Below are 26,698 nucleotides of genomic sequence, written 5' to 3'. Positions count from 1 at the left end.
AGGGTGGGTCAAATCTCGGTGAAAATACCGGGTCAGTTCTCAGTGACAATCAACATGACTGGTTTCCAGATTCATCTTTTTCGTCCTTGTTTCTGTAGATTGTTACTTTTTGGGATAGTAAGCTCACATGCGCTTGGCGACTTCTTCCAACATGACTTCGCTCGCCCCGCCGCCGATGGCCTGCACACGGGCATCGCGTGACATGCGTTCCACCGGTGTTTCGCGCATATAACCCATGCCGCCGTGAAACTGGACGCAGTCATAAAGCACGCTGTTCACCAGTTCGCCGCAATAGGCTTTGACCATCGAGACCTCTTTAACGCAGTCACCGCCCGCGGCATCCAGACCGGCGGCGTGATAGACCAGCTGACGTCCTGCAGCGATCCGCGTCTGACAGTCGGCCAGCCGTTGGCGCACGGCCTGCTTGTCCCACAGAACGCCGCCAAAGGCCCTGCGCTGCTTGACATAATCCACGGTCATGTCCAGCGCGGTTTGCGCTTCGGCACAGGCCATCGCACCCAGCACAATGCGTTCGTTCTGGAAGTTCTTCATTACCGAATAGAAACCGCGGTTGACCTCGCCCAAGACGTTTTCGGCCGGGATGCGGACATCTTCGAAGATCAGTTCGGCAGTGTCCGAGCACAGCCAGCCGGTCTTGTTCAACGCCCGTCCGACCGAAAAGCCCGGCGTGCCTTTTTCGACCGCAAATATGGTGATCCCGCGCGACCCCTTGGCATCGGGATCGGTCTTGGCACCGACAATGTAGAGATCGCCATGCACGCCGTTGGTGATGAACATCTTGGTGCCGTTCAGCACCCAATCCGACCCGTCCCGCACCGCGCGGGAGCGCATGCCCGCCACGTCCGAGCCCGCGCCCGGTTCGGTCACAGCAACGGCGGTGATCATTTCGCCCGAGACGATCGACGGCATCCAGCGCGCCTTCTGTTCGGGCGTGCCGGCGTTTTCCAGATGCGGCGAGGCCATGTCGGTGTGGACCAGAACCGTGGCCGAGAACCCGCCGAAAGTGGATCGCCCGACCTCTTCGGCCAAAACCACGCTGGACATCACGTCCAGCCCCGCGCCGCCATACTGTTCGTCATAGCGCATCCCCAGCACGCCGAGATCACCCATCCGGCGCAGCACGTCGCGGGGTACCTTGCCCTCCTCTTCCCAGGGCTCGGCCTTGGCGGTCACCTCGGTTTCGATGAACCGGCGCAGCTGGTTGCGGATCATCTGGAGGTCTTCGTTGAACAGGCCGGAGGCCGCGGTGATGTTGTCTTGTTTGGTCATGTGTTTTCCTCTGGATCGAGCTTGATAAGTGGGGCGTGCCCGGCAACCGTGTCGCCCGGTGCACAATAGATTTCCGTCACCACGCCCGCGACCGGCGCGGGCAGGCTTTGCAACAGCTTCATGGCCTCAAGCACCACCAGTGTGTCACCGGCTTTGACGCGGTCGCCGAGTGCGACGCGCACCTCGGCCACGGCGCCGGGCATGGGTGCGGACAACAGGTCAGCGACGCCAGACCCGCCGGTGGCACGTTGCAGATGCTGGTCTTCCAGCGTACGCAGGTCTGTCGCGGTCATTCCAGCAGGGGTTTGCAGGTGCACTCGCCAGTGACTCGGCGCGCGCACGACGTAAGCGATGCGCGAAAATGGAACCCCGTCGAAGCGTCCGCTCAGACGGCATTCGGCTAAAGCGGCGCTCTCGACCGTTATGGCCTGGCCGTCCGGCTGTACGGCTGTCAACACCGACCCGGAGCCGTTTACGCGGATCTGGTCGTCTTTGGTCGTCGCCCAATAGGATGCTGCACCGGGCCACCCCGCAGGGGCCGTGAGCCGCCATGACCCCAGGCTTTCCCAGGGCGACGCGCCCGCCGGGGCGAGATGCAGATGCAGCGCCATCGCGGCAAGGGCCATGTCCCGGGGATCAGCGGACGGTTCACTCCAGCCGCCTGAGAACATCTCGGGCAGGCCCGAGGTATGGTGCCGGAACGCCGCAAAATCCGGGTGTGTCAGCAACGCGCGCTGATAGGCCAGGTTCAGACCGACGCCACCGACTGCAAAGGCATCCATTGCGACAACCGCCTGACGGATCGCACCGGCCCGGTCCGGCGCGTGGACGATCAGCTTGGCAATCATCGAATCGTAATGGTGGCTGACGACCGAGCCTGCCTCGACCCCGGTATCGAGCCGCACGCCGGCGGGCGGAGCCCAAAGGCTGATCTCGCCCGTTTCGGGGCGGAAATTCTCGTCCGGGTTTTCGGCGGCGATGCGGATTTCAATGGCGTGCCCGTCAAACTGCACATCGCCTTGCGTCAGCGCCAGCGGCTCGCCCCGCGCGATGCGCAACTGCCATTCGACCAGATCGATGCCGGTGATCGCCTCGGTCACGGGGTGTTCCACCTGCAACCGGGTATTCATTTCCAGAAAGTAGTATTCACCGCGCCCGGGGTCATAGAGGTATTCCACCGTCCCGGCGGAGCGATAGCCGATCGCCTGCGCCAACCGCACCGCTGCCGCACGCATGCGGTCGCGCACAGCCTCGGGAAGATCGGCGGCGGGGGCTTCTTCGATCAGCTTTTGGTGGTTGCGTTGCAGCGAACAATCGCGGTCGCCCAGATGCAGCACGGTGCCGTGAGTGTCGCCCAGAACCTGCACTTCGACGTGGCGGGCACGGGGCGCATAGCGTTCGAGGAACACCGCCGGATCGCCGAAGGCGCTCTGCGCTTCGGCCCGGGCAGATGCAATCGCTTCGGGTGCGTCGCCCAGATCGGAGACAAGCCGCATCCCGCGTCCGCCGCCGCCGGCGCTGGCCTTGACCAGAAAGGAGGTGCCAAGCGCCTCGGCCTCTTGCAGCAGGCGCGCGTCGGACTGATCCTCGCCGCGATAGCCGGGCAGGACGGGCACGCCTGCGGCTTCGGCGGCAGCCTTGGCCTCGATCTTGGAGCCCATCCGCGCGATAGCGTCGGGTTCCGGCCCGATGAACACAAGGCCCGCCGCCTCGACCGCCGCCGCGAAACCGGCATTCTCAGACAGAAAACCATAGCCCGGGTGCACCGCACCCGCGCCCGTCGCCCGCGCAGCCTCAAGGATGGCCTCGACGTTCAAATAACTGTCCGACGGGGCGGCCCCACCGATGCAGACGGCATGATCGGCCTCGGCCACGAAGGGCGCGTCGCGGTCCGCGTCCGAAAACACCGCTACGCTTTCCAGCCCCAGTTTGCGGCACCCGCGCTGGATGCGCCGGGCAATCTCGCCCCGGTTGGCGATCAGAACGCGGGTGAAGCTCATTTCACCCGCCATGACGGAACGCCCTTGTTGATGAAGCTGTTGATGCCTTCGATACCTTCCTCCGTCTCCCACGCATCGGCCAGCCGGTCGGCGGTGTAGATCATGTTGGTCTCCAGATCGTGGGACGCGACATAGGCGATCAGCGCCTTGGTATCGGCCACGGCACCCGGCGCGGCCTGAAGGTGATCATGCACCACCCGGTTCACCGTGGCGTCCAAGTCGCCCGACGCGACAACTTCGGTCAACAGACCGATCCGCTCGGCGCGGGCGGTGTCGAACAACGCCCCCGACAGCATGGTCTCACGCGAATGCACCTTGCCGATGCGGGCCACCACATAAGGCGATATATTCGCGGGCAGAAGGCCCAGCTTGACCTCGGTCAGACCGAAGCGCGCGCCTTCGGCGCCGATGGTGTAGTCGCAGACGGAAATCATGCCGACACCGCCACCGTAGGCCGGGCCGTTGATCCGCCCGATCAAGGGTTTGGGCAGCGTGTCGAGACGGCGCAACAACCGCGCCAGCGTGGCGCTCTGGTCTACCCGTTCGGCACGGGACTTTTCGATGTTTGACGAGAACCAGTTGAAATCGCCGCCCGCGCAGAAGCTCTTGCCCGCGCCGGTCAGGACCACAATACGCACATCGTCATCTGCAGCCAGCTTTTCGGCGGCATCGTATAGCTCTGCGATCAATTCGCCATTCAGCGCATTGTGTTTGTCGGGGCGGTTGAGCGTCAGCGTGGCGACGCCGCGCGCATCAGTTTCGACAAGGATCGTGTTGTAGGTATTGTTCAACTTGAAGCCTCACATTCTGAATACAGGCGTATGGCGACCGGCTTCGGGCACCGATGTCACGATGGCCAGGCACAGGCCAAGGATATCGCGGGTTTGCGCGGGTTCGATCAGCCCGTCATCCCAAAGCCGCGAGGTGGCATAATAGGGATCGGACTGTTCACCATACTGGGCCCGAACCTGCTCCTCGATCAGCTTCATGTCGGCCTCCATCTTGCCCGGGTCGCCCCCTTTCTGGCGGCGCAGTTCCAGCATCACATTTGTAGCGATGTCGGCAGACATGGTGGCCAGTTCCGCCGTGGGCCAGGCAAAGAGAAAATTCGGGGCGAAACCACGTCCGCACATGCCGTAGTTGCCTGCCCCGTATGAGCCGCCCAAGAGGACCGACAGGCGCGGCACCTTGGCAACCGACATGGCATAGACCAGCTTGGCACTGTCTTTGGCAATGCCGCCGCGCTCGGCTTCGGTGCCGACCATGAAGCCCGAGATGTTGTGGAGGAACAAAAGCGGGATGTTGCGTTGATCGCACATCGACACGAATTGCGCGCCCTTGAGCGAACTGTCGGACACAAGCGCCCCATTATTTGCGAGAATGCCCACTCGATAGCCGTGAATCCGCGCGGTGCCGCAGACCAGCGTCTCACCCCATCCGGGCTTGAATTCGCGGAATTCGCCGGCGTCGATCATGCGCAGTAGAACCTCGCGCATGTCATAGGGCTGTTTGCGATCGGCGCTGATGACGCCAAGCAGTTCCTCTGGGTTGCGCGCCGGCGGCGCGCAGGTTGCATCGGGACCCATCGGGCGCGACAGGCCCAGTTCGGATACGATGTCGCGCATCAGAGCAAGCGCATGATACTCGTCCTCGGCCAGATGGTCAGACACACCGGAGACGCGCGAATGCATCTCGGCCCCCCCCAATGTTTCTCCATCAACCTCTTCGTTGATCGCCACCTTGACGATCGAGGGGCCGCCCAGATGGATGCGTGCGTTGCCGCGTACCATGATGACTTCGTCCGACAGGGCCGGGATATAGGCCCCACCGGCCGTGCAGCCTCCAAAGACCGCCGCGATCTGCGGCAGGCCGCTCGCGGACATGTTGGTTTGACGATAAAAGGAATTGCCGAAATGGCGGGCATCGGGGAAAACCCGGTCCTGCTCTGGCAGATAGGCACCGCCGCAATCCACCAGATAGAGGCAGGGCAGCCGGTTCTCGGCTGCGATTTCCTGGGCGCGGATGTGTTTCTGCACGGTTTCGTGATAGAAAGACCCACCCTTCACTGTCGCATCGTTGGCGATCACAACGCAGGGAAGCCCGTGGACGATCCCGATACCGGTCACGATTCCCGCACCGGGCACCTCGCCCCCGTATTGACCGTAGGCGGCAAGCGACGACAGCTCAAGAAACGCAGTGCCCGTATCTACCAGCAGGTCGATCCGTTCGCGAACCAACAGCTTGCTGCGCTTGCGATGCCGCGCGACCATGTCGGGGCGGCCGCCAGCCGTTGCTTCGGCGATCCGCGCGCGCAGCGTTTCGACGCGCTCGCTTTGTGCGGCGTGGTTGCGGGTGTAGGTCTCTGATGCGGTCAGCACCGCTGTTTCAAGACGTGCCATGAAGTCAGGTATCCTGTCTTTGGAGTATCCCGTTGAGGAACACATCGGCATAGGTGCGTGACAACGCATCGGCGCTACCGCGGTCCGGGTCGAACCAATCGAGCGTGGCGTTCAATGTACCGATCAGCATCAGGCGCAGGCGACGGATATCGACGTCTTGCTTCAGCGTGCCATCTTTCTTAAGCTGGGACAGAAGACTGTCCCACTCAGCCTCATAGGTCCTGCGCGTGGGCAAGTTGGCATCCCGGACGGATTGCGGCACCTGCCCGAAAATACGCACATTCGCCGATGTATAATCGCTCACATCAAGAAGCGCGCGCAAATGCGCCCGGATCGCAGAGCGCAGGATCGTTTCGCCATCGGTATCGGCTGGCAGGTCGGTGATGGCGTCTCTCATACTCGCGTGAACGACCCGAATCCCTGCATCAAGAACGGCCGCGACGATCTCGTCCTTGGAACCGAAATGATAGTATATGCTACCCGCCTTGATCCCGGCGGCCTCGGCAATTTTTCGGAGCGAAACGGACCCGTAGCCTTGTTCGCGGAAAAGCCGCGCGGCAATGTCCAGCACCCCGTCCCGTCCAACCGCGCTGCGCGATGTCTCGTTGACTTTGATTGCCGTGTTTTGTGCCATAGACTTTCGTATCGCCCCAACGCCTAACTAACGCCTGTTAGGTTAATAGCCCAAGTGAGTAAATCGTCGTGATCGTGCCAGACTAGAGTCTGCGGAAAATTCCGCATTGGCGACCGCCAAGAGGCCGCCCAGACATTAATGTGCTTGCCCGGGCCCGATGACGGGGTCCGGGCAAATGCCTTAGATCACGAAACCGCCACCGCAGATGATGTGTTGGCCTGAAATGAAGTTCGATTCCGGCGCACAGAACAGATAGACAGCACCGGCAGCTTCTTCCGGAGTGCCGACCCGGCCCAGCGGGATCATGTGCTCCATCTGGGACAGGAGATCGGGATTCACGCCGACCTTGATCTCTTTTTCCTCGACCTGGATCGTGCTGTCTCCGTCGGCGCTGCCCTCGGTCAGGCGGGTGCGGATCGGGCCGAAAGCCACGGCATTGACGTTGACCTTGTAGCGGCCCCATTCCTTGGCCATCGTCCGGGTGACACCCAGAATGCCGGCCTTGGCGGCGGAATAGTTGATCTGGCCAGCATTGCCGCCGGTCCCTGCGATGGACGAGATGTTGACCACCTTGCGGAACACTTCCTGTCCGGCGGCGGCCTCTTCCTTGGCCTTGGCGCTGATCACCGGCTGCGCGGCGCGCAGGATCCTGAAGGGGGCCGTCAGGTGAACGTCGATGATCGCCTGCCATTGTTCGTCGGTCATTTTCTGAACGACGCTGTCCCAAGTATAGCCCGCATTGTTCACGATGATGTCCAGCCCGCCAAAGCTGTCCATGCCGGTCTTGATGAACCGTTCGGCAAAACCGTCTTCGGTGACGCTGCCGGCACAGACCACGGCCTCGGCTCCCGTTGCGCGTACCGCCTCGGCGGTTTCATTGGCCGGATCCGCATCCAGATCGTTGATCACCAGCCGGGCCCCTTCCGAGGCCAGTTTGAGAGCGATTTCGCGGCCAATGCCCCGGCCCGAGCCCGAGACCAGCGCCACGCGCCCGTCGAGTTTTCCAGTCATATTGATTCCTCCCGAAAGTCGCTATCAGGCTTTTTCATAAAGCGTGGTGACGCAGGCCCCGCCGAGGCCCAGATTGTGCTGAAGCGCCAGACGTGCGCCATCAACCTGGCGCGCATCTGCCTGGCCGCGAAGCTGCTGAACGAGCTCGGTACATTGCGCTAGGCCGGTCGCCCCAAGCGGATGGCCTTTGGACAATAGACCGCCCGACGGGTTGGTCACGTATTTTCCGCCGTAGGTGTTGTCGCCATCATCAACGAATTTCGCCGCTTCGCCGCGACCGCAAAGGCCAAGCGCCTCATAGGTGATCAGCTCGTTGTGGGCGAAACAGTCGTGCAGTTCGACCACATCCACGTCCTCGGGCCCGATGCCCGCGTCCTCGTAAACCTGATCGGCGGCGCGCTTGGCCATCGAAAAGCCGACCACTTCGCGCATGTCATGGGCTTCGAAAGTTTCCGGGCCGTCCGTCGTCATGGCCTGCGCCGCGATCCGAACCGAACTGTCCAGTCCGTGCTTGTCGGCGAATTCCTTGGAACAAATGATCGCGGCGGCCGCGCCACAGGTTGGCGGACAGGCCATGAGCTTGGTCATGATGCCGGGCCAGACGACCTGGGTGGCCATGACGTCTTCCGCCGTCACCTCCTGCCGGAACAGGGCAACCGGATTCTTCGCAGCATGTCGGCTGGCCTTGGCGCGGATTTTTGCGAAGGTTTCCAGGGGGGTGCCGAACTCGTCCATATGCGCCTTGCCCGCACCGCCGAAGTACCGCAGCGCCAGCGGGATCTCGGCACTGCCAACCAGTTCGTCGGTTTCTCTGTCGAATGCCGCAAAGGGGCTGACCCGGTCATGGAACATCGCACCGATTGCGCCGGGCTGCATCTGTTCGAACCCTAGTGCCAGAGCACATTCGACCGCGCCGCTTTCAACTGCCTGCCTGGCCAGGAACAGGGCGGACGATCCGGTCGAGCAGTTGTTGTTCACATTCAGAACCGGGATGCCTGTCATTCCGACATGGTACAGGGCGCGCTGACCGCAGGTGCTGTCGCCATAGACATAGCCAACATAGGCCTGTTGGACTTTATCATAATCCAACCCCGCGTCAGCCAGAGCGGACCGGGTCGCAGCGGTCGCCATCACATCGTAGCTTTCGGATTTTCCCGGCTTCTGGAACGGGACCATCCCAACGCCTGCAACATAGGCTTTGTCTGTCATTTCTCTCTCTCCCAAGTTCGGTCAGGCCACCCTAATCGGTCCGCCAGTCTATTTTCTACCATTTGTTAGATTTTTAATTCTAACCTTGGGAAGTGTCAATATCGCCAAGCTGTGACGTAGGGAGCTTGCGCTATTTTCTAACTTGTGTTTGATTTCGGGCCACACGCCCTGATCGGCGGCACAATTGAGGGATTCTGGTCCCGGCGCAACCGCCGACAAGCGTTTAGCACTCAGCTTACGAAAGGTGGTCGGAATGGCATACTGTTATGAGTTCAAGGGTTTTATACCCGTCGTGCCCGAGGATACATATGTCCACCCTCAGGCCGTTCTGATCGGGAATGTCATCCTGGGTCATGGATGCTACATCGGCCCCGGGGCAAGCTTGCGGGGCGATTTCGGCAGGATCGTGATCGGGGATGGAGCCAATGTTCAGGACAATTGCATCATCCATTCCTTTCCCGGCCGCGACGCCGTGGTGGAAAGCGACGGCCACATCGGCCATGGCGCGATCCTGCACGGTTGCACGGTGGGCCGGAACGCTCTGGTCGGAATGAATTCCGTCATTATGGATGGTGTAGAGCTTGGGGCGGAATCGATTGTCGGCGCGCAGGCGTTTGTGCGTGGCGAAACCGTGATTCCGTCGCGTTCGATGGTGGTGGGATCGCCGGCAAAGGTGATCCGCGAGGTCAGCGAGAAAGAAATCGCGTGGAAAACGCGCGGCACCGCGGAATACCAGCAACTTGCGCGCGATTGTCTGGCCGGATTGACGCCGGTCGAGCCGCTGAAGGCGGTCGAGGCAGACCGGCCCGGCATGGCGGCCTCTGACGTCGTTTCGATTCAGGAGGCGCGGCAGACATCGTCCTGACCTGTCCGGGAACCGGACCGGTCAGGACTACTTCAGCTTTCGAAAGCGCCAGTTGGAAGCGCCTTGATGCGGAACGGCACTCCCCGACCCGGTGTGCCGTCCCTCAAGCCTTTACAGCCGGAAGATCCCGTAGTGTGGTTCCTCGATCGGTGCATTGAGCGAGGCGGAAATCGACATGCCAAGCGCGTTGCGTGTGTCCGCCGGATCGAGGATGCCGTCGTCCCACAATTCCGAGGTCGAGGTATAAGCCTCGACATCGCGCTTGTATTTTTCCAGCACCGGTTCGCGGATCGCGGCGATTTCTTCTTCGGTCAATTCCTTGCCTTCGCGCTGAAGCTGCCGGATCTTGACGTCAGCCATAGTATTGGCGGCCTGATCCGCACCCATCACGCCGATCTCGGCCTGGGGCCACATGAATAACGTGCGCGCATCCCAGGCCCGCCCGCACATGCCGTAATTGCCTGCCCCGTAAGAGGCATTGGCGATCACGGTGAACTTCGGCACGACCGAGCCACCCTGTGCCATCAGCATCTTGGCGCCGTCCTTGGCGATGCCGCGTTCTTCGTATTCGCGGCCCACCATATAGCCGGTGATGTTCTGGAAGAAGACCAGAGGCGTGCGGTTCTGATTGCACAGCTGCATGAAATGCGCTGCCTTCAGAGAACTGTCGTTGAACAGCACCCCGTTGTTGGCAAGAATGCCGACCTTGTAGCCCCAGATATGGGCAAAGCCGCACACCATCGTGGTGCCATAGTCCGGCTGATATTCGTGGAACCGCGATCCGTCCACGATCCGGGCCAGAACCTCGCGCATGTCGAACTGGGTTTTCCGGTCCTTCGGAATGATCCCGTAGAGTTCTTTAGGGTCGTAATACGGTTCCTCAAAAGATGCGGTTTCGATGATCGTTTTCGGTGTGCGCTTCCACTGGCTGACAATTTCGCGCGCCAGTGAAAAGGCATGCTGTTCGGTCGCGGCGCGATAATCGCCCGTGCCCGAGACCGAGGTGTGCATGACCGCGCCGCCAAGCTCCTGAACACCGACCTCTTCGCCGGTGGCCGCCTTGACCAGCGGCGGACCGCCAAGAAAAATCGCGCCTGTGCCTTCGATGATGATGTTGTAGTCGCTCAGCGTCGGCACATAGGCGCCGCCAGCCGTACAGTGTCCGCCAACCACGGCAATCTGCGGGATATTGGCCTGGCTCAGCTTGACCTGGTTGCGGAACACCCGCCCGCCCAGATACCGGTCGGGAAACACCCCGTGCTGCAGCGGCAGGAATCCGCCCGCGCTGTCGCAGATATGGATGACCGGCAGGCGGTTTTCCAAGGCGACATCCAGAAGGCGCACGATCTTTTTCACGGTATGCGGATACCAGGCACCGCCCTTGACGCTGGCATCGTTGGCGTGGATGGCGACCTCGCGGCCTTGCACGATGCCGATCCCCGTAACCACACCTGCGCCGGGCACCGCGCCGTCATATTCACGACAGGCCGCGAGGGTCGAAAACTCCAGGAACGGCGTGCCGGGGTCCAGCAACAATTCCAGCCGCTCGCGCACGCCCAGTTTGTTCTGGCGGGCAAGGCGGTCAAAGTCGCGCTGCGGGCGCTCATAGCGTGCAGCGTGCTGGCGGGCGTGAAATTCCTTCAGCCGTTCGGACATGGCGGCATAATTTGCCTTGTAGTCGGCGGCATTGGTGTCGATCTGACTTTCAATTCTGCGCATGGTCACTCCTCCTCCGGAGCCAATTGGGCCAAGATGTCTTTCAGACCGAAACTGTCGCCTTCGGCGAATGGCATTTCGGCAACGACCCCGTCGCGCGGCGCCGTCAGTGTGGTTTCCAACTTCATGCTTTCGATCACCAGAAGCGGCTGGCCTTCTTCAACCGCATCGCCGGGTTTAACCGCAACTGACACCACGACACCCGGCATGGGCGCCACCAATCGGTCGTCGCTCGCGCCACCGTCGCTTCCGGCCAGGCGTTCGGCGGGATCAACCCGCCCGACTTCGTAGGTTCGCCCGTCCATGTGCATAAAAGTTGCTTCCGGCCCCACGGCCAGTCGCAATTCGCGCACAACACCCTTGGCCCGCAGCTTGTAACCGCCCGGCAGACCCGTCGGGTCCAATTGGCAGGCAACAGCGCCAGTGGGGGTATTGAGCACGAACCGGCTGCCATCATGACCCAGCCAGCAATCAGTCTCTACTCCGTCGATCTGAAAAATCCGTTGCATCAGTTTCTCCACCCGCCCATCTTGCGGTACATTTCCGGTATCTGCATTACGTCACTCACCAGTCGCTCGTCCGATAGAGCCGCCGCCGCCATCAACAGGTCAGAGACATCTTCGCCCGGCGCGGTCAGCGTTTCGGATTGTTCAGCCAGAAACCCGGTTGATACGTCGCCCGAGGCAAAATCGGGATGCGCAAGGATTTCATCCAGATAGCCGGTGTTGGTCGTCACCCCCAGAACCACATAGTTTTGCACCGCATTTCGGGCACGGGTGATGGCCTGCGCGCGATCCCGGCCATGCACGATCAGCTTGGACAGCATCGGGTCGAAGTCGGTCGTCACCTTGCCGCCATCCAGAATGCCGCTGTCCACACGGATACCCTCGCCCATCGGTTCGTCCAGCAGCAGGATATCCCCTATCGCAGGACGAAAATCGGCCGTTGCGTCCTCGGCGCAGATGCGCAATTCGATCGAATGGCCAATCTGGGGAATATCCGCCTGCGCGGCGCTCAAGCACTCGCCCGCCGCTACGCGCAGTTGCTCAGCAACCAGATCAAAGCCGGTTACCATCTCGGTCACCGGATGTTCGACCTGAAGGCGGGTGTTCATTTCCAGGAAATAAAAGGCCCCGTCCTGCGCATAGATGAATTCAACGGTCCCTGCCCCGCGATAGTTGACGGCGCGGGCAATTCCGGCAGCGGTTTCGCAGATCTCACCCCGTTGCTCGGGGGTCAGCGCCGGAGAGGGCGTTTCCTCGATAATCTTCTGGAACCGGCGCTGGATCGAACATTCGCGTTCCCAGAAATGTACCACGTTGCCTTGCCCGTCGCCCATCACCTGCACCTCGATATGGCGCGGGCGTTCGATATAGCGTTCGACAAACAGACGGCCGTCACCGAAATACCGTTCGCCTTCGCGGCGCGCGGTTTCGATTTCGGTCTCCAGCGTGCTGTCTTCGCGTACGACGCGCATGCCCTTGCCACCGCCGCCGGCCGAGGGTTTGATCAGCAGCGGATAGCCAACGGCGCGGGCGCGTTCGACAAAGCTCGCCGGATCGTCATCCTCGATCGCCGAGGGGGCGACGGGAAACCCGCGTTCCTCGACAAAGGCGCGGGCGCGGACCTTGTCGCCCATCAGGTCGATGACCTCGGACGTCGGACCGACAAAGGTCACTCCGGCTCTTTCCAGCGCCGCGACAAAACCGGCATTCTCTGACAGAAAGCCATAGCCGGGGTGCACCGCGTCCGCGCCGATCTTTGTTGCCGCCGCGACGATCTGAGAAATGTCGAGATAGGCGGCCACGGGCGTCGGGCCGTCGATCATCACGACCTCATCTGCGATCAGATGGGCCGGCCCCTCTTGCTCGGCGACATGGCGTAAAACGGCCGTCTCAAGCCCGCGGGCCTTGGCGGTGCGCAACACGCGCGCCGCGATCTCACCCCGATTGGCGACCAGGAGTTTCGAAATGGTCATGGGCCTGTCCTCTTAGTTCGGGTTCGCGGCGTTTAGCCGGTCACGTGCGGCCAGATCGGCGGGCACGGGAATTTCAATATCAAGCAGCATCTGCGCGAAGCCTTTGCCCTGTGGGTCGATGCGGACCGAGGCGATTCCGCCACCGCCAAGCGAGTCATGCAACAGGAAATTCAGCGCATGGCTTCCGGGCAGGTCGAACCGTTCGACCGTGCCTTCGCAGACATGGACGAAATAGTCTTTCACCACTTCTTCGCTGAGAGCCGAGCGGATATATGGCAGGTAGTCCGGCTTACGCGCAAGGATGCCTATATTGGCGATATTCCCCTTGTCGCCCGAGCGGCCCCAGGCCAGATCGACGAGGCGGACCTTGACAACGTCCGGGCCGGGCTCGCGGCTATCTGCGGGCGGTGCGGCAGGCGGATCAAGGTGGACTGGCGTAGTGGCCACGCTCACGGGCACATCCTTGCCGTCGACCTCGACCGCGACGGGGGTTTCGGCCTTGCTCTGAAGGAAGGAAAATAGACGGACCACCGGCTGCACCTTTGGCCGTCCGGCGAAGAACCCGGTCAGACCCTGCGCGGTCGAAATCGCCATCGGTGCGATTTCACCGGCAAAGATGTTCAGCGCGGCGCGATTGTCATGGACCGCGCCGATCTTGAGCACCACCTCGCGGGTCCGCGCGCGCGCGTTTGCGCCATATGCCGCCTCGGCGCCCAGCACCTCGACGCTGACCTGCCGAAAATCGTCCATTTTGCGGTCGCGAAAAATCCGGCGACAGCGTGTCAGGATCGCCTCGGCCACACGTTCGGCCTTGGCAGGGGCATCAATCGCGGCCAGTGTCAGGGTAGAGACCGCGCGCCAGCCATCGGCATGGGTCGCCGACACCTTGTAGCTGTCGGTGCGCCCAAGCCCCCTGCCGCCCTTGACCAGCACCCGGTCGGGTCCGACCTGTTCCAGGGTGACCCCGGACCAGTCGCAGATCACGTCGGGCAACAGGTAGGCGCGCGGGTCCCCGATTTCATAGAGCATCTGCTCTCCGACTGACCCGGGCACGACCAGCCCGCCGGTGTCAGGCGTCTTGGTCATGATGAAACTGCCGTCTTCGGACACCTCGACGATGGGCATGCCCATATTGTCCCAACCCGGCACGTCCTGCCAGTCGGTGAAGTTGCCGCCGGTTCCCTGGGGGCCGCATTCGATCAGGTGGCCGGCCAGCGATCCCTGACTGAGCTTGTCCCAGTCATCATCGCCCCAGCCGTATTCATGCATCAGGGGGCCAAGCGCGACGGCGCTGTCGGCACAGCGTCCGGTGATCACGATGTCGGCCCCGGCATCCAGCGCGGCAGCAATGGGGCGGGCACCCAGATAGGCGTTCATGCTCCATATATCGTCTGGAAATTCGACACCCGAGAACATTTCCGTCTGACCGCTTTTGCGAATTTCATCGGCCCTAGGCAACAGGTCATCGCCCAGCACGACTCCGATGGACAGATCGATCCCGGCCCCGGCGGCGGCTTTGGCAAGCGCATCGCTGCAACCACGCGGGTTCACACCTCCGGCATTGGCAACGACCTTGATCCCTTTTGCCTTGATGTCTGGTAACCAGGGTGCCAGCGCCTTGATGAAATCCGGCGCATAGCCCGACTCGGGTGTTTTGGCGCGGGCCCGCGCCATCAGCGACATTGTCACCTCTGCCAGATAATCAAACACCAGATAGTCGATCTCGCCCTTTGAGACCAGTTGACCGATCGCTTCCGGCGTATCGCCCCAGAAGCCCGATGCACATCCGATGCGCAGTTTTTGTTCTGACATATACCTCTCCTCCCCGCTTGGTCAGCGGCCTGTCCATTCAGGTTTGCGCTTCGTAACAAAGGCATCAAAGCCTTCGCGCGCGTCTTCGGTCTGCGCTACTCGCGGCAACAGCGTTTCTGCAAACCGCATCTGCTGTGGATAGGTCATGTCCTCCATCGCGTGGCAGGCGTATTTCCCCAGCCGGATCGCGCTCGGCGACTGCGCAGCAATCTGGGAAACCAGTTCTGCAACCTTGTCGTCCAACCCCACAGCATCGGTCACATAGTTGACCAGATTGAATTGCAGGGCTTCCTCGGCCGTCAAAGGAACGCCGGTGATGAACATCTCCATCAGTCTCCGTCGGGGCAGCACGCGCATCATGGGTGGCACGATCGTCATGGGAAACAGGCCCACCTTGACCTCGGGCGTTCCGATGCGGGCGTGATCCGCCATCACAGCCAGATCGCAGGCACAGATGATGCCCGCCCCCGCCCCCATCGCGACGCCATTGATGCGTGCGATCGTTGGCTTTCGGCACGCCTGTACCGTCTCGAACAACCTTCCGGCAAAATGATCCGGGTCCGCCGGATCCTGAATAAACGGGCCGCCATCCGCACCCGCCTTGATGTCGCCCCCGGCACAGAAGGCGCGCTCACCCTCGCCGGTCAAAACGATCACGCGGCAATCGCTGTCCCTCTCGGCAGCACATATGGCGGCCATGATCCCGTCCGCGACCTCGCGGTTGAGGGCATTTCGATGGTCAGGACGTTTTATCGTGATACGCACTTCTTTGCCGCGCGCCTGCGATTGAACAACGCTCTCAGTCATTTCCGAAGCTCCCCCCCTGTATTCTATTCTGACCACCGCGCTTTCTAACGTCAGGTCGCCAAAAGCTTGGCTTGATCTATTTTCTAACATGTGTTTGATTTTGGTCAACACTGCGGACGACATTTTGCGGGAGGATTATATGACCACTCAAAGTGAGGCCATCTCGGCTGATCTGGAAGCCATCAGGGCGAACTATTCTTTGACTGATGAGCAACGCCAGATCGTCGACCACGTGGATCGGGTGTCGCGCGAGGTGCTGCACCCGCTGCAAGCGCGTATGGATGACGAGGAATGGTGGCCCGATGATCTGTTCAAGCAGATGGGCGAGCTGGGCCTGCTGGGGATTACCGCACCCGAAGAGCTAGGTGGATCGGGACAGAACGAATTCACCCAGGCGCTGGTATCCGAGGTGATTTCGAAGTGGAATCCGGCTGTGGGCCTCTCACACGGGGCGCATGACAACCTGTGCCTGAATAACCTGCTGCGCAATGGATCCGAAGAGCAGGTAAAGAAATACGTGCCGGGTCTTTGCTCGGGCGAACTGGTTGGTGCTTTGGGCTTGACCGAACCGGGCGCGGGGTCCGATGCGCTTGGGTCCATGGCGACCACCGCGCGCCGCGACGGCGACGAATACATCATCAACGGCTCGAAGATCTATATCACTAACGGACCGATTGCCGATGTGATCCTGCTTTACGCCAAAACCGACAAGTCGAAGGGCGCCAAGGGCATTTCTGCTTTCATCATCGAGACGGACAATCCCGGTTTCAAGGTGGCGCAAAAGCTTGTCAAGATGGGCTTTCGCGGTTCGCCAACCGGAGAACTGGTGTTTGAGGATTGCCGCGTACCCGCGTCCGCCATGGTTGGACAGGAAAACACCGGCGTTTCGGTGGTAATGAGCGGGCTGGATCTGGAGCGTGCCATGGTTGCCTCAGTCTGCGTTGGCATGGCCGAACGCGCGCTGGAACTTGGGCTGGAATACGCCAAGATTCGCGAACAATTCGGCAAGCCGATTGCAAGTTTCCAAATGATGCAGTCGAAATTGGCCGAGATCTACACCGAGGTCGAAACCGCGCGTGCCTTCAGTTATCGTGCGCTGGCCGCCTGTACCGGCCTGCCAAAAGGGGCCGGGGGCCGCGGCGAAATCCACAAATTGACAGCGGCGGCCTGTCTTTACGCCGGCGAGGCATTCAACAAGGCGGTGACCGAAGCCTGCCATATCCATGGTGGCTCTGGCTACATGCAGGACACCGAGATCAACCGGCTGTTCCGCGCCAACAAGCTGCTGGAAATCGGCGCGGGCACAAGCGAAGTCCGCAAGATCATCATTGCCGAAGAACTTTTGCGCGCCTGAGGGAGACGAGACAATGAACAAGCAACTGCGCAACGACATCGCTCTGCCGACACATTTCATGACGGACGAACAGCAGGCGCTGGCCGATCAGGCCGGCAAGTTCTTCATGTCAGAATTCCACCATCTGAACGCCGAAATGGACGATACTGATGATCTGCCGTCTTCGGTTTTCCCCAAGCTGGGCGAAATGGGCTACCTGGGACTGAACGTGCCGCCGGAATTCGGCGGCGCTGGGTTGGATTTCACCTCGGCCTGCATCATCACCGAACAGCTGTCGCGGTCCTCTGCGGCCATCGGACTGACCCATGTGGCGCATGACAATTTGTGCGTCAACAACATCTATCGCAACGCCAATGACGAGTTGCGCCGAAAATACCTGCCAGGTCTGTGCGACGGCACGCTGATCGGCGCCCTGGGCCTGACCGAACCCGGCGCGGGGTCTGATGCGCTTGGCTCGATGCGGACCACGGCCAAAAAGGATGGCGACGACTACATCCTGAACGGCGCCAAGATCTACATCACCAATGGGCCGATTGCCGATCTGGTGCTGGTCTATGCCAAGACATCGCCCGAAAAAGGGGCCAAGGGCATTTCCGCCTTTATCGTGGAAACCGACACGCCCGGTTTCAAGGTGGCGCAGAAGCTCAACAAGATGGGATTCCGCGGCTCGCCGACGGGCGAACTGGTATTCGAAGATTGCCGTGTTCCGGCCAGAAACATGGTCGGCAAGCTGGATGGCGGGGTTGCCGTTACCATGTCCGGACTTGATCTGGAACGTGCCATCGTCTGTTTCAACGCTCTGGGCATTGCGCAGCGGGCGCTGGATATTTCCATCGATTACGCCAAGACACGCCAGCAATTCGGCAAACCGATCGCCAGTTTTCAGATGGTTCAGGCGATGCTGGCCGACATGTATACGCAGATCGAGGCCGCGCGCAGCCTGTCCTTGCGCACCGCTGCCATGTGTGAAGGCCTCGAAGAGGGCGAAGGCGGGCGCGGCGAAATCCACAAGCTCACCGCTGCGGCGATCTACAAGGCCGCTGAGGCGACATCCTTCGTGCTGGACAAAGCTGTCCAGATTCACGGCGGCTCGGGTTACATGCGTGATACAGAAGTGAACCGGCTGTACCGGACCGGTCGCGTGCTTGAGGTCGGCGCAGGCACCCAGGAGGTTCGCAAACTCATCATCTCTGGCGAATTGCTGAAGAACTAGGGGCGGAACATGAACGAAGCGAAATCAAGGCGTTACGCGTCGGATCTCATGGCGGGCCAGGTTGCCCTGGTCACGGGGTCCGGATCTGGAATGGGCCGGGCGACGGCGATCGAAATGGCCGCTTGCGGGGCCAGGCTTGCGCTGTTCGCGCGCCGCGAAGAACCGCTGGAAGAGACCGCCGAAATGATCCGGGCGGCGGGGGGCGAGGCCTTTGTCGTGCCCGGAGACACCCGCGACGAAGACAGTATCGAAGCTGCGATGGGGCGGATCAAGGAGCACTATGGGCAGTTGGATGTTTTGGTGAACAATGCCGGCGGCCAGTATATCGCGGCCGCCCGCGATATCACCAACAAGGGCTTCGAAGCCGTGATCCGCAACAACCTGATCGGGTCTTGGCAGATGACCCGGGCAGCGGCGGATCACTTCATGTACGACAATGGTGGATCGGTTGTGTTTGTCACCGCCATCTCGGCGCGCACCGCGCTTACCGGCTTTACACACACCGTCGCCGCCCGCGCCGGTGTGACGGGCATGATGAAAACGCTGGCCGCCGAATGGGGCGAATACGGCATCCGGCTGAACTGTGTCGCGCCGGGCACGATCAAGACCGATGCGCTTGGCCGCTATCCGATTCCGCCGGAACAGTGGAAAAAGCTGAACCGCTCGGTGCTAAACCGGATGGGGGCGGCCGAGGACATCTCAGGCACGATCATTTTCCTGGCCTCGAAACTTGGCGGTTTCATCACCGGAGAAGACATTTATGTAGACGGCGGTGAGACCTTGCATATGGGTCATGACGCGCGGGACATGATCAACCCCGCGATGTTCGAGAAACGCGAACGGGGAGATGGCAAGAATGAGTAAACACCCAGTCCTTCTGGAGATGTCCGACAGGATCGCCACGGTTACGCTGAACGATCCCGAGCGGCGCAACCCGGTCACCGGAAACGACATGATCGCTGCTCTTCTGGAGACCTTCGCCAAGGTGCAGGCAGACCCGCAGGTCAGCGTCATGATCCTGACCGGCGCCGACCCGGCCTTTTGTGCCGGCGGCGACATCAAGGAAATGAACGATTCCGACAGCGTGTTCCGCAAGGAGCCGCTGGCGGCGGCGCAGAGCTATGTTGATGGGGTGCAGCGGCTGCCGCTTGCGCTCTACAACATGGATATTCCGACCATCGCCGCAGTCAACGGCCCGGCGGTGGGCGCGGGGTGCGACCTGACCATGATGTGCGACATGCGCATCGCGTCCGAAAAAGCAAGGTTCGGCGAGGTGTTTCTGAATCTCGGAATCATTCCGGGCGATGCGGGCAGCTGGTTCCTGTTGCGTCGTCTGGGCCACCAGAAGGCCGCCGATCTGACCTTCTCAGGGCGCATGGTCGAGGCCAAGGAAGCGCTGGAGCTTGGCATGGTGCTTGAGCTGGTGCCTCATGAAAAATTGATGGCACGGGCTCGCGAACGGGCCGCCGTCATCGCAGCGAAACCACCGCGTGCGGTGCGCGTCGCCAAGCGTCTGATGCGCAATGCCGAACGGATGGATCTACCGGATTTCCTGAATTCTGCGGCGGCCTATCAGGCGCTCATGCATCAGACCGAAGACCATCACGAGGCGGTTGCTGCGTTCATCGAGAAACGAAAACCCAACTTCACAGGGCGCTAATGGAAGAATTGCATGTCTGATATCTCCAAAAAGAAAATGGAGCAAATCGCGCAGATGTGGAATGCGCGCGGCAAGGGTCTGATTACGCATATGGCGCTTGAGATCGAAGAGGTCTCGACCGAAGGCGTTCGCGTTCGGATGCCGTTCAATCCGGACTTTTGCGCCGATGCGGAACAAACGCTGCTCCATGGTGGTATCCTGACGGCGCTTCTGGACAGTGTCTTTGGATTGGCTAACTTTGTCGCCATCGAAGGCGTCAGTACCATGGCCACTCTTGATCTGAGAGTTGATTACCTGCGCCCTGCTCGTTCGCGCGCGGATGTCATCGTTCAAGCGCATTGTTTTCGCCAGACCCGCCACATCGCCTTCAATTCCGGCAGCGTCTGGTTCGAGGGCCATGATAATGCTGAAATCGCCCGTGGAACCGCCTCGTTTGCATTGACGCGTGGGGAAACCAGCCTGTTTGAAGCGATGACCAAAGGAAAAGCCTCGTGATGGATTTGCAAACTGTCAATGCCCACGTATCCCGGGTGCCGTTTTTCCGATTTCTCAACTTTGAGGTCCAAAGCTTGGATAGCCTCCATGCCGAAGCGGAAATGACCTTTGATGACCGCCATATCGGGAACCCGATCATGGAGTACTACCATGGCGGCATAATCGCGAGTTTTATGGAGGCCACTGCCGCCGTCGCGGTACAGCCCGATTTCGCCGACGTTCCGGCCAAGCCGATCAACCTGACCGTCGATTACCTCAGACCCGGTGTGAAGGGACCGCTTTTTGCGCGCGCAAACGTCACGCGCAAGGGCAAGCGGATGGCAAGCGTCAGCGTGCTCAGCTGGCAGACGGATCGGGAAAAGGCGGTTGCCGAAGGGCTGTATCACTTCCTTCTGGTCTGACCGGGGCAACCGCTTTCTGGGCTACCTTGTCCTGTGGACGGGGCCGCTTCCCGGTTACAAATTCCTTCCAGTAACAGATTGATGAGCATGCTGGAGAATTCAGGCAGTGATAGATATCCTTCCACTCCTGCCTTGTTCGGGTCGAACCATTCCACCGTCCAGTTCAAAGCGCCCAACATCACCTGGCGCAAGGGGACGATCTTGATATCCGACCGTATGGCACCGTCGTCCTGAGCTTCACGGAGTATCCGATCCCAGAGTTTTCCATATTCATGGCGAATACCCCTTTGCCTCTCCCTGAAATGATTGGGGAGCATTCCATAGCTTCTGATATTCGCCGAGGTGAATTCGCTTGCCTTGAAGAGGAAATCCAGGTGCGCCCAGATTGCAGTCGCTATCCTGGCGTGATGATCGTACGGGGCATCGAATTTCCGAACGGCGGCTTCGACACCTGATAGCAAGTCTCTCAGTCCGGCGTTTAGAACTTCGTCAACGATCGCTTCTTTGGAGTTGAAATGGTAATAGACGCTTCCCGCTTTCATGTCCGCTTCTTCCGCGATCTTTCTCAGCGTGGTCGCCTTGTAGCCATTGTCCCTCAGAACGCGCGCTGCGGCCTTTAGAATTTCTGCACGGGTCTTAGCCGCCTTGCCGTCGGGATCCGGGGTTTTGGCGGGAGTGGCGGGGCACAGCTTCAAGCCTTCGGTACCCGCCTTGCGATGTGGACACATTCCGTCAAGTATCAGCTTACACATTCGTTCCGCGAGGATGCGCACCGGATACTTGTCGACATCGTACCATTCTACGGTCCAGTTCATGGCACTTAGGATGAACTGGCGGATCACAGCAGTGGATATGTCGCTTCGAAGGTGGCCGGCGCGTTTGGCGTCATTCAGGAATTTGCCCCAGGCATCCGCATATGATGCACGCAATTCGCGATGCGGGGCGCGTGTTTCGTCCGACAACATCGGATAGTTACGAATATTGGCTGACGTAAAGTCACTGTCGGTCAATAGGTATGTAAGGTGTGTTTCAATCAGCAGTCTGAAAGTCTTGCGAAAATCCTCCGAACTTGTCGGTGCCGACCGAACGATTTCACTGACCGCCTGATATAGTTGACGGACGCCAAGATCGAGAACTTCGCACAGCATCTGGTCCTTGGATTGAAAATGATAATAAATGCTGCCGGCCTCAATGCCAGCTTCCTGCGCGATGTCGCGCATAGTCGTTGCGTGATAGCCTTCATACCGAAAAAGTCGCGCAGCCGCAGCGAGTATGGCTTCGCGGGTCCTCTCCGACTTGCTTAGATCGTCATTCACTATCCTGGTATCTTCAATCTGTCGTGCCATCCATTGTCGATACTTGTCGTAGATGAGGCTGTCCATTGCAAAAAATCTAACAACTGTTAGAATACATCGGAGAGAGTGTCGAATCAAACTCTTTTCAAGGTGCAACGGAAGAGGAGGACCTCCACATGCGAGGGTTGAGTGGAAAACGGGTCGTTGTGACCGGCGGTGGGAGCGGCATTGGCCGAGCGGTTTGCGAACGGTTCGGCGCGGAGGGTGCCGAAGTCGCCGTTTTCGATCTGAACAAAGCCGGAGCGGATGAAACCGCCAAACTAATCACTGAATCCGGCGGAAAAGCGACGGCATTTCAGGCGGATATTACCGATCGTGCCCAGGTCGACAGCGCCGTTGCCGAGTTCGAATCCGGCGGACCGATTGATGTGCTGGTGAACAACGCGGGCTGGGACGTGATCAAACCGTTCCTCGACACCGATCCCGACCTTTGGAAGAAGGTCATCGACATCAATCTTTACGGTCCGCTGAATATGCATCACGCGGTGCTTCCGGGCATGGTCAAGAACGGTGGCGGCCGTGTGGTCAACATCGCGTCCGACGCCGGACGCGTCGGATCATCCGGCGAAGCCGTGTATTCGGCCTGCAAGGGTGGCATCATCTCGTTCACCAAAACCGTAGCGCGTGAACTGGCGCGTAAAGGTATTCAATTGAATGCGGTCGCCCCCGGCCCGACCGATACGCCGCTGTTCGCTCAGGTTGCCGAAGGCGAGGCCGGTCAAAAGATCGCCGAAGGTCTCAAGCGGGCGATTCCGATGAAGCGTCTTGCGCAGCCGACGGATTACCCTGGCATCATCTGCTTCCTGTCGTCGGACGACGCAGGGTTCATTACCGGCCAGGTGATTTCGGTTTCGGGCGGCCTGTCCATGCACGGTTAAAACGCTGGCAGCAGCGCCGGACTCAAGGCGCTGCTGCCAAACCGTGCCAAGAGTTACCTCCCCGACTGGCCGCGCCTTAAGTGCGGCCCTTTTTCATTCTAGAAAGGTTGCGAATGTTTCAGCCAGGCTCTGACATCCAGCGGACAAGCACTCTGACCTCATTTCTGAAGGGCTGCGGCATTGACAGTTACGAGGAACTCGTCCGCCGTTCGAATGAAGACCCAGACTGGTTCTGGGGCCAGATCATTGACCATGCCGGGATATGGTTCGAGCGGCCCTACAGCCGGTTGCGAGATATCTCCACAGGGCCTGAATCGATCAGATGGGCCGTGGAAGGTACGTTGAATTTGACGGAAACCTGTCTTGACGCCCGAATTGCCGATGGCCTGGGTAACAAGGTCGCTATCGACTGGGTCGGCGAAGACGGAAGCCGCCGCCGCTGGAGCTATTGCAACCTTGCCGCCGAAGCCTCCCGCGTCGCCTCGGCCCTTGCCGCACGCGGTGTAAAGCCGGGTCAGGCGGTGGGCATCTATATGCCGATGATCCCCGAAATCGAGGCCGCGCTTCTGGGTATTGCCCGGCTGGGCGCGGTTGCGGTGCCGCTGTTTTCCGGTTTTGCGCCCCATGCCATCGTATCGCGCCTGAACGACGCGGATGCCGTGGCGGTGTTGACGGCGGATGCCACACCCCGGCGAGGCAAGCCGGTCTGGATGGAAGCGACCCTTGCCCAGGCTTTGACCGACCTGCCATCGGTTCATACCGTGATCAGCCTGCGACGGTTCGGCGGTGCGGTGGCCGATCCGGCCCGCGATCTGGACTGGACCGAAACAGTGGGCCGCGCCAGTCCGGAGTTTGCCGCCGTTCCCGTCAGTGCCGATGACACCTTTCTGATCGCCTATACATCGGGCACGACCGGGCGGCCCAAGGGTGTCGTGCATACCCATCTGGGCGTACAGGCCAAGGCCACGGCCGATTTCCTGCTTTGCCTCGACATGAAACGGGACGACCGGCACCTCTGGATGACTGACATGGGGTGGGTCATGGGGCCGCTCACCCTTTTGTCGGTGCTCTTGTCCGGTTCAACTCTGGTGCTGGCCGAAGGCGCACCATCAATGCCCGGCGATCCCTTCAGGCTGCTGCGTCTTGCGTTCGATATGGAGGTCACGCATCTTGGTGTGGCTCCGACCCTGGTACGGCAGTTCATGACGCAGGATACTGAACCTTTGTTGGGCTACGACCTGTCGCCCCTGCGCATTGTCGCCTCGACCGGTGAACCCTGGACCGACGATGCCTGGCTTTGGCAACTGGATCATATCTGTCGCCGCCGCGCGGTGCCGCTTAACATCTCGGGTGGGACCGAGCTTTTTGGCGCGATCCTTACCTCGACCGTGCTGCATGAAATCAAGCCCGGCGGATTTTCGGCCCAGGCCCTGGGTGTCGGCGCCAAGGTGTTGCGCCAGGACGGCAGCGAAGCCGCACCGGGCGAGGTCGGCGAACTGGTCGTGACCCAGCCGCCTTTGGGTCTGACCCCGGCCATCCGGGGCGACCGCGATCGCTATTTTGAAACCTATTGGTCCACCTACCCCGGCATCTGGCGGCACGGCGACTGGGTGCGCTGCGATCCGGACGGGACATGGTATATCCTGGGCCGGTCCGACGACACGCTGAACATCGCAGGTAAACGCATCGGTCCGCCCGAGATCGAGGCGGCCCTGACCGAAACCGGAGAGGTGGTTGACGCCGCTGCCATTGCCGCACCCGACGATATCAAAGGCGTGGCCGTCGTCTGTTTCTGCGTGGCGGCGCAAGGTGTTACGCCTGACGCAGAGCTTGTGGACCGGCTCAAGAATCGGGTCGGAGAGATCGTCTCGAAACCCTTCCGCCCGCGCGAGATCCACTTTATCGAGGCCCTGCCCAAGACGCGTAGCATGAAGACCATGCGCCGGATCGTGCGCGCCGCCTTGCTGGGCGAAGATCTGGGCGATCTGTCGTCGATCAGCAACCCGGAAACCATTCAACCCATCGTAGACCTGCAAAAGGAAAAGCCATGATTACTGTTTTCGGAGCCACGGGCAACACCGGCGCGCCCCTCGTCGATACGCTTATGGCAAAAGGCGCGACCGTGCGCGCTGTCACCAGCGACCCCTTCAAGTTAGACGCGCTAAAAGCCAAAGGATGCGAGGCGGTAGCAGCGGATTTCACGGACCCTGCCGCGCTGGCGCGGGCCTGTGACGGGGCGGAAAAGATATACCTGGTCACGCCTGCCCATCTGGACATGCGTCAGTGGAAGGCGAACGTGATCGAGGCGGCCAAGGCCGCGGGCGTGCGCCATATCGTTGTGGCCACGGGGCTTGGCGCGTCGCCCAAGGCGGGGCTGACCTTTGGAAAGTGGCATTCCGAAACCCAGGAACTGCTGAAGCAAAGCAGCCTTGACTGGACTTTTGTCCAGCCGACCTATTTCATGCAGAACCTGCTGTGGCAGGCCGGCAACATTGCAAAGGACGCCGTGTACTATGACGACCTGGGCGGACCCGTGGCCTGGATCGACGCTCGCGACATCGCGGATGTCGCCGCCGAGGCGCTGACCGCTCCGGGGTACGAAGGCAAGGCTCTTGGTCTGACCGGGCCCGAAGCTCTTGCAGGGGATGACATCGCGGCCCTTCTGTCCGGGGTGACGGGACGAACAGTGTCGTGCGTGTCCCTTTCGGCCGAGGATGCCAGGGCGGGCATGGTGGCCGGCGGAATGCAGGACGAGGTCGCCGGGGCCATGGTCGAACTGGCCTCTATCGCGCCCAGGGGCTACCTAGCCGGCATCGAGACCACGGTCAGCGAGGTGCTGGAGCGCCCGGCGCGCCGATTTGCCGATTTCGTCACCGAGAACCGGGATGCTTTCGTCAAGTAACCTGATGGCGGTGCCGCTTTATCTCGAACTGGCGCCGCCTGAGGAAGCGGCCACTGAGATCGATCATCTGTTCGTGTTTCGCGATACCGGTGTGCTGAGCGGTGGTGGACGCGGGCGGTTCGCAACCGACCTCTTTACCCTTTCGGTAACGCGCGACCACAGCGGCGGGGCGCGTGTATCGCTGGCGCCACCGCGCTCGGGTTTCACTCCCCGCCCAAGGCCATTCCATGGTGTCGTGGCCGGGCTGAGGTTGTCGTCACGACCGAAGCACTTACCCGACTCCAAAGGGCTGGACATGCTGGCCGCAGAACTGGCCCGGGTTCAGATCGGGGACGGTGACCTGCCCGCGCTCATCGCAGTGCTTGACGGCCTCGCGAAAGGCATGGGCTTTGCCGCGCCACCCGGAGCGTACAGCGACCGGACCGAACGTCGAAAGGTGCGGGCGGAAACCGGCGTGTCGCGGCGGCGGCTTGCCGCCTCGCGGCGCTTTCGCCAGGCTCTTGGGCAGCTCGCGTCACAGAGCCTTCCGCTGAGCGATCTGGCGCTGGACGCCGGATATTGCGATCAATCCCATATGTCCGTCGCTTGCCGGGTCTTCGCCGGCAAACCGCCCGGCGCGTTGCGCGCTCAGTCCGTTCCGCGTCGTTTTGACCTTTCGCTACAAGATACGCGCCTCAAAGACCGCCTAAGATTGGTCATTGACGAATGAAATCGAAGAG

The 26,698-nt window shown here is 60.9% G+C and carries 24 protein-coding genes; 11 read left to right on the top strand and 13 right to left on the bottom strand.

Features of this window, described 5'->3' with window-relative positions; genetic code table 11:
* Positions 1 to 123: 123 nt before the first annotated feature.
* The 7 genes from NIT7645_RS01905 to NIT7645_RS01875 form a co-directional block, all read right to left on the bottom strand.
* Positions 124 to 1,290: an acyl-CoA dehydrogenase family protein gene (locus tag NIT7645_RS01905; RefSeq protein ID WP_027238786.1), complete on the bottom strand. Its 1,167-nt coding sequence runs from the start codon at positions 1,288 to 1,290 to the stop codon at positions 124 to 126.
* Positions 1,287 to 3,290: an acetyl/propionyl/methylcrotonyl-CoA carboxylase subunit alpha gene (locus NIT7645_RS01900; protein WP_242656147.1), complete on the bottom strand. Its 2,004-nt coding sequence runs from the start codon at positions 3,288 to 3,290 to the stop codon at positions 1,287 to 1,289. Before NIT7645_RS01900 ends, NIT7645_RS01905 begins: the two co-directional genes overlap by 4 nt.
* Positions 3,287 to 4,081 (bottom strand): crotonase/enoyl-CoA hydratase family protein, encoded by a 795-nt coding sequence (locus NIT7645_RS01895; protein ID WP_027238784.1) that lies wholly within the window; start codon positions 4,079 to 4,081, stop codon positions 3,287 to 3,289. The genes NIT7645_RS01900 and NIT7645_RS01895 overlap by 4 nt, the downstream gene beginning before the upstream one ends.
* A gap of 9 nt (positions 4,082 to 4,090) precedes the next feature.
* Positions 4,091 to 5,689, bottom strand: coding sequence for an acyl-CoA carboxylase subunit beta (locus NIT7645_RS01890; protein WP_027238783.1), 1,599 nt, complete (start codon positions 5,687 to 5,689; stop codon positions 4,091 to 4,093).
* A gap of 4 nt (positions 5,690 to 5,693) precedes the next feature.
* The gene (locus NIT7645_RS01885) at positions 5,694 to 6,323 is read right to left on the bottom strand and encodes a TetR/AcrR family transcriptional regulator (RefSeq protein WP_027238782.1); all 630 of its coding nucleotides are present in this window, start codon (positions 6,321 to 6,323) and stop codon (positions 5,694 to 5,696) included.
* Between the two features lie 180 nt (positions 6,324 to 6,503).
* Positions 6,504 to 7,334: an SDR family NAD(P)-dependent oxidoreductase gene (locus tag NIT7645_RS01880; protein ID WP_027238781.1), complete on the bottom strand. Its 831-nt coding sequence runs from the start codon at positions 7,332 to 7,334 to the stop codon at positions 6,504 to 6,506.
* A gap of 24 nt (positions 7,335 to 7,358) precedes the next feature.
* Positions 7,359 to 8,543, bottom strand: coding sequence for a lipid-transfer protein (locus tag NIT7645_RS01875; RefSeq protein WP_027238780.1), 1,185 nt, complete (start codon positions 8,541 to 8,543; stop codon positions 7,359 to 7,361).
* A 253-nt stretch (positions 8,544 to 8,796) separates the two neighbouring features.
* Here NIT7645_RS01875 and NIT7645_RS01870 point away from each other — a divergent pair, with 253 nt between their 5' ends.
* Entirely contained in the window at positions 8,797 to 9,408 is a 612-nt protein-coding gene (locus NIT7645_RS01870; RefSeq protein ID WP_027238779.1) for an acyltransferase, read from the top strand.
* Positions 9,409 to 9,519: 111 nt separating this feature from the next.
* Here NIT7645_RS01870 and NIT7645_RS01865 read toward each other — a convergent pair whose 3' ends face one another.
* From NIT7645_RS01865 to NIT7645_RS01845, 5 genes are read right to left on the bottom strand one after another with little or no spacing between them, the layout of a single operon-like run.
* Entirely contained in the window at positions 9,520 to 11,127 is a 1,608-nt protein-coding gene (locus NIT7645_RS01865; protein WP_027238778.1) for an acyl-CoA carboxylase subunit beta, read from the bottom strand.
* Positions 11,128 to 11,129: 2 nt separating this feature from the next.
* Positions 11,130 to 11,633 (bottom strand): acyl-CoA carboxylase biotin carboxyl carrier protein subunit, encoded by a 504-nt coding sequence (locus NIT7645_RS01860; RefSeq protein ID WP_234994802.1) that lies wholly within the window; start codon positions 11,631 to 11,633, stop codon positions 11,130 to 11,132.
* Positions 11,633 to 13,102 carry an acetyl-CoA carboxylase biotin carboxylase subunit gene (locus NIT7645_RS01855; protein ID WP_050685926.1) on the bottom strand — a complete coding sequence of 490 codons (1,470 nt, stop codon included), beginning with the start codon at positions 13,100 to 13,102 and terminating at the stop codon, positions 11,633 to 11,635. Before NIT7645_RS01855 ends, NIT7645_RS01860 begins: the two co-directional genes overlap by 1 nt.
* A gap of 12 nt (positions 13,103 to 13,114) precedes the next feature.
* Entirely contained in the window at positions 13,115 to 14,914 is a 1,800-nt protein-coding gene (locus NIT7645_RS01850) for an acyclic terpene utilization AtuA family protein (protein ID WP_050685923.1), read from the bottom strand.
* Between the two features lie 21 nt (positions 14,915 to 14,935).
* Entirely contained in the window at positions 14,936 to 15,721 is a 786-nt protein-coding gene (locus NIT7645_RS01845) for an enoyl-CoA hydratase-related protein (RefSeq protein WP_074964315.1), read from the bottom strand.
* Between the two features lie 139 nt (positions 15,722 to 15,860).
* On the opposite strand from NIT7645_RS01845, the gene NIT7645_RS01840 reads away from it, so the two are divergent.
* From NIT7645_RS01840 to NIT7645_RS01815, 6 genes are read left to right on the top strand one after another with little or no spacing between them, the layout of a single operon-like run.
* Complete coding sequence (locus tag NIT7645_RS01840; protein ID WP_050685949.1) at positions 15,861 to 17,075, top strand: acyl-CoA dehydrogenase family protein; 1,215 nt, start codon at positions 15,861 to 15,863, stop codon at positions 17,073 to 17,075.
* Positions 17,076 to 17,088: 13 nt separating this feature from the next.
* Positions 17,089 to 18,288: an acyl-CoA dehydrogenase family protein gene (locus NIT7645_RS01835; protein WP_050685921.1), complete on the top strand. Its 1,200-nt coding sequence runs from the start codon at positions 17,089 to 17,091 to the stop codon at positions 18,286 to 18,288.
* A gap of 9 nt (positions 18,289 to 18,297) precedes the next feature.
* A complete protein-coding gene (locus NIT7645_RS01830) occupies positions 18,298 to 19,152 on the top strand; it encodes an SDR family NAD(P)-dependent oxidoreductase (protein ID WP_050685919.1) in 855 nt (284 codons plus the stop codon).
* Entirely contained in the window at positions 19,145 to 19,948 is an 804-nt protein-coding gene (locus NIT7645_RS01825) for an enoyl-CoA hydratase-related protein (RefSeq protein WP_050685917.1), read from the top strand. The genes NIT7645_RS01830 and NIT7645_RS01825 overlap by 8 nt, the downstream gene beginning before the upstream one ends.
* A 12-nt stretch (positions 19,949 to 19,960) precedes the next feature.
* On the top strand, positions 19,961 to 20,443 hold the full coding sequence (locus NIT7645_RS01820; RefSeq protein WP_050685915.1) for a PaaI family thioesterase: 483 nt from the start codon (positions 19,961 to 19,963) through the stop codon (positions 20,441 to 20,443).
* Complete coding sequence (locus tag NIT7645_RS01815; protein WP_050685913.1) at positions 20,443 to 20,844, top strand: PaaI family thioesterase; 402 nt, start codon at positions 20,443 to 20,445, stop codon at positions 20,842 to 20,844. The genes NIT7645_RS01820 and NIT7645_RS01815 overlap by 1 nt, the downstream gene beginning before the upstream one ends.
* On the opposite strand, the gene NIT7645_RS01810 is transcribed toward NIT7645_RS01815, so the two are convergent.
* Positions 20,826 to 22,226, bottom strand: a complete 1,401-nt coding sequence (locus NIT7645_RS01810; RefSeq protein WP_242656148.1) for a TetR/AcrR family transcriptional regulator — start codon at positions 22,224 to 22,226, stop codon at positions 20,826 to 20,828. The two genes, NIT7645_RS01815 and NIT7645_RS01810, sit on opposite strands and share 19 nt — an antisense overlap.
* Positions 22,227 to 22,315: 89 nt before the next feature.
* On the opposite strand from NIT7645_RS01810, the gene NIT7645_RS01805 reads away from it, so the two are divergent.
* The 4 genes from NIT7645_RS01805 (at position 22,316) to NIT7645_RS01790 (ending at position 26,688) form a co-directional block, all read left to right on the top strand.
* Positions 22,316 to 23,077, top strand: a complete 762-nt coding sequence (locus NIT7645_RS01805) for a glucose 1-dehydrogenase (protein WP_050685911.1) — start codon at positions 22,316 to 22,318, stop codon at positions 23,075 to 23,077.
* A 113-nt stretch (positions 23,078 to 23,190) separates the two neighbouring features.
* The gene (locus NIT7645_RS01800) at positions 23,191 to 25,128 is read left to right on the top strand and encodes an AMP-binding protein (RefSeq protein ID WP_050685910.1); all 1,938 of its coding nucleotides are present in this window, start codon (positions 23,191 to 23,193) and stop codon (positions 25,126 to 25,128) included.
* Positions 25,125 to 25,979, top strand: a complete 855-nt coding sequence (locus NIT7645_RS01795) for an SDR family oxidoreductase (RefSeq protein ID WP_050685908.1) — start codon at positions 25,125 to 25,127, stop codon at positions 25,977 to 25,979. The genes NIT7645_RS01800 and NIT7645_RS01795 overlap by 4 nt, the downstream gene beginning before the upstream one ends.
* Positions 25,963 to 26,688, top strand: a complete 726-nt coding sequence (locus NIT7645_RS01790) for a helix-turn-helix domain-containing protein (RefSeq protein WP_050685906.1) — start codon at positions 25,963 to 25,965, stop codon at positions 26,686 to 26,688. The genes NIT7645_RS01795 and NIT7645_RS01790 overlap by 17 nt, the downstream gene beginning before the upstream one ends.
* Positions 26,689 to 26,698 lie beyond the last annotated feature (10 nt).

Source organism: Phaeobacter italicus (genome assembly GCF_001258055.1).
In the GTDB taxonomy this organism is placed as follows: Bacteria; Pseudomonadota; Alphaproteobacteria; order Rhodobacterales; family Rhodobacteraceae; genus Phaeobacter; species Phaeobacter italicus.
The sequence above is the reverse complement of the archived record's forward strand: the minus strand, read 5'-3'. Positions and strand labels throughout refer to the sequence as shown.